Genomic DNA, 380 nt, shown 5'->3' with positions numbered 1-380 from the left:
AGCCCACCGCTCATTCACAATACGAAACGCCAACTGCCCCAACACATACCCAAAATTAGCCCAATTACTATGAAGTTCTACAGACTCAGCAGAATACTTATGACCCTCTACTAGGGGACCACCCAAATATAAACCATCCTCAAAGTTATTATTATGATCGTACCTCTCATGATACCCATACTTACGAATACGACGATACTCAACCTTCTCAATAAACCTAAAAAGATCTCGCCGCAACACATACGAACGTGTAATCTCCACATACGCATTCCGATACCACACATAAAACAACAGACCAAGCAGAATAAGAACAACCTCACCAACCGCGAATATCATAACACCGGTAAAAGTAGTACCACCACCGTTAATAGTGCTCCCAG

At 42.6% G+C, this 380-nt stretch carries 1 protein-coding gene; it reads right to left on the bottom strand.

The features are described 5' to 3' along the window. Window positions 1–380: hypothetical protein (locus HMPREF2609_RS10965; RefSeq protein ID WP_168162161.1), on the bottom strand; the 380-nt coding region annotated here is incomplete at both ends.

Source organism: Rothia sp. HMSC058E10 (assembly GCF_001809415.1).
Taxonomy (GTDB): domain Bacteria; phylum Actinomycetota; class Actinomycetes; order Actinomycetales; family Micrococcaceae; genus Rothia; species Rothia dentocariosa.
Note: the sequence above shows the minus strand (reverse complement) of the source record. Positions and strands in the feature narration are given on the sequence as shown.